At 65.1% G+C, this 2,601-nt stretch carries 5 protein-coding genes; all 5 read left to right on the top strand.

Going from position 1 to position 2,601, the window contains the following annotated elements; all coding sequences use genetic code 11:
* The coding region (locus tag VK519_RS02030; RefSeq protein WP_324347175.1) for a thioredoxin family protein at window positions 1-486 on the top strand (486 nt) is incomplete at its 5' end.
* The gene (locus tag VK519_RS02035) at window positions 483-1,010 is read left to right on the top strand and encodes a TlpA family protein disulfide reductase (RefSeq protein WP_324347177.1); all 528 of its coding nucleotides are present in this window, start codon (window positions 483-485) and stop codon (window positions 1,008-1,010) included. The genes VK519_RS02030 and VK519_RS02035, both read left to right, overlap by 4 nt.
* 161 nt (window positions 1,011-1,171) lie before the next feature.
* A complete protein-coding gene (aroQ, locus tag VK519_RS02040) occupies window positions 1,172-1,615 on the top strand; it encodes a type II 3-dehydroquinate dehydratase (RefSeq protein ID WP_324347179.1) in 444 nt (147 codons plus the stop codon).
* 35 nt (window positions 1,616-1,650) lie between these two features.
* On the top strand, window positions 1,651-2,121 hold the full coding sequence (gene accB, locus VK519_RS02045; protein ID WP_324347181.1) for an acetyl-CoA carboxylase biotin carboxyl carrier protein: 471 nt from the start codon (window positions 1,651-1,653) through the stop codon (window positions 2,119-2,121).
* Between the two features lie 9 nt (window positions 2,122-2,130).
* Window positions 2,131-2,601 (top strand): biotin carboxylase N-terminal domain-containing protein (locus tag VK519_RS02050; protein WP_324347183.1); only part of this gene is annotated, 471 nt, incomplete at its 3' end.

A 2,601-nucleotide genomic window follows, 5' to 3' on the forward strand; every position in this document is an offset into this window, starting at 1 on the left:
GCGCTGTGGTGGTTCGAGCGCAGCCGTGGCGGCAAGCCGCTGTCCAAGGTGTTCGTCGCCGTCCTTGCGCTTGGCGCGCTGTATCCGCTGCTGGTCATCAGCGGTCTGGAAAAGCCCCAGGCCACGGCTGCCGCGTCAGGCGTGGTGCCTTATTCGCCGCAAAAACTGGCGGAGCTCCGCAACAGCGGTAAGCCGGTGTTCGTGGATATGGGCGCCGACTGGTGTGTCACCTGCAAGGCCAACGAGCACGCCGTGCTCGACACCGATGCCTTCCGTGCGGTGATGAAGGAAACCGGCGCCACCTACGTATACGGCGACTGGACCGACGTAAACCCCACCATCGCCGCTTTCCTTGAACAACACCATTCGCCGGGCGTGCCCCTGTATGTGGTGTATCCGGGCAACGGCGCGGAGGGCAAGAAACTCTCAACCGTGCTGACACAGGACGCCGTGGCCGCGGCGCTGCGCGAAGCCGCGGCGCCGTGAACTTCCTGCGCGGTCCCACGGCGGCGATCCTGTTACTGGCGTTGATCGCCGCAGGCTTCGGCCTGTACGTTGATCGCCGCGTTGCACCGGTTGACTTCAACGGCGATCTTGCCGTGGGGGCGCCCTTCCCGGCACTGAAGCTCACCGATCTCGATGGCCGGCCGGCATCGCTGGACCGCTGGCAAGGCAAGAAGCTGCTGGTGAATTTCTGGGCCACCTGGTGCGGCCCCTGCCGGGAGGAAATGCCTGCCCTGGCCGCTGCGCAGGCGAAATACGCAGCCAATGGCGTGCAGGTGGTCGGCGTGGCCCAGGACGACCCAGATAGCGTTAGAAAACAGTCCCATGAGGCCACCCCGGCCTACCCCTGGTTGCTGGCCCCTGCCGACCAGGCCACCTCCGCCCAGGCCGGTAATGCCCGCAACCTGCTTCCCTATAGCGTGCTGCTGGATGAACACGGACGCGTGCTGGCCAGCCACCTGGGAAAGCTGGACGACGCCCGGCTTGCGCAGTGGCTGCAACGCTAGCCGCCGGAAGGTGTCGGCAGACGCCTACATCCGCCGGCAACCCATACGCAAGCGTGCGGTATTGCAACAAACAGCGGCGATCTTCCGTTAACTGCGCCGAACTGGACAATTGATCCAAGGGCGCGCACACTCCGCGCCTTCGGCTTGCCCGTGAGAGGCGCATGGCAAAGATCCTGGTCCTGCACGGTCCCAATCTCAACCTCCTGGGTGTCCGCGAGCCCGAGATCTATGGCCGCGACACCCTGGCGGACATCAATACAACGCTGACCACCCGAGCCAGCGAAGCCGGCCATAGCGTGGCCTACTTCCAGTCCAACGCCGAGCACGAGCTGGTAGGACGCATCCACCAGGCCCGCGACGAAGGCGTGGCCTTCATCGTGATCAACCCGGGCGCCTTCACCCATACCAGCATCTCGCTGCGCGACGCCCTGACCGGTGTGGCCATCCCGTTCATCGAGGTCCATCTGTCCAATCCCCATGCCCGCGAACCCTTCCGCCACACCTCGTACCTATCGGACGTGGCTGTCGGCGTGATCTGCGGACTGGGTGCCCACGGCTACCAACTCGCCCTCGACGCCGCCTTGCGCCGCGTCGGCGACGCCTGACCATTTCATCCCCTTTTCAGAAAAAGGTTTGTCCCATGGACCTGCGCAAGATCAAGAAGCTGATCGACCTGCTCGAAGAGTCGAACCTGGCCGAGCTCGAAATCAAGGAAGGCGAGGAAGTGGTGCGCTTGTCCCGCGTGCCCAAGGGCAGCGTGCAGATGCAGCCGATGTATGCCCAGGCCGCACCCGCGCCGGCGCCCGTCGCCGCAGCCGCAGCACCGGTCTCCGCCCCCGCCGCCGATAGCGTGCCGGCGGCGTCGGACCTCCCTGCCGGTCATACCGTCAAGGCGCCCATGGTTGGCACTTTCTATGCTGCATCCACCCCGGGCGCGCCGGCGTTCGCCAAGATCGGCCAGCAGGTAAAGGCCGGTGAGACCATCGGCATCATCGAGGCGATGAAAATGTTCAACCAGATCGAGGCCGATGTCGCCGGCACGGTCCTGGCGATCCTGGTCGAGAACGGCCAGCCGGTGGAATTCGACGAACCCATGTTCGTGATCGGCTAAGGAACAGCCATGCTGAACAAGGTCGTCATCGCCAATCGCGGCGAAATCGCGCTTCGCATCCTGCGCGCGTGCCATAGCCTGGGGATCAAGACGGTCGCCGTGCACTCCACCGCCGACCGCAGCCTGAAGCACGTGGGCATGGCCGATGAATCGGTGTGTATCGGCCCGGCGCCGTCGGTGGACAGCTACCTCAATATCCCGCGCATCATCGCCGCCGCGGAAATCACCGACGCCGATGCCATCCATCCCGGCTACGGATTCCTGTCCGAGCGCGCCGACTTCGCCGAGCAGGTGGAACAGTCCGGCTTCGTCTTCATCGGTCCCACCGCCAACGTCATCCGCATGATGGGCGACAAGGTGGAAGCCATCCGCGCCATGAAGGATGCAGGCGTCCCCTGCGTGCCCGGCTCCGGTGGCCCGCTGGGTAACGATCCTGCGGCCAACGTCAAGATCGCCCGCGAGATCGGTTATCCCGTGATC

It is taken from the genome of Pinirhizobacter sp. (genome assembly GCF_035317885.1).
Classification (GTDB): Bacteria; Pseudomonadota; Gammaproteobacteria; order Xanthomonadales; family Rhodanobacteraceae; genus Pinirhizobacter.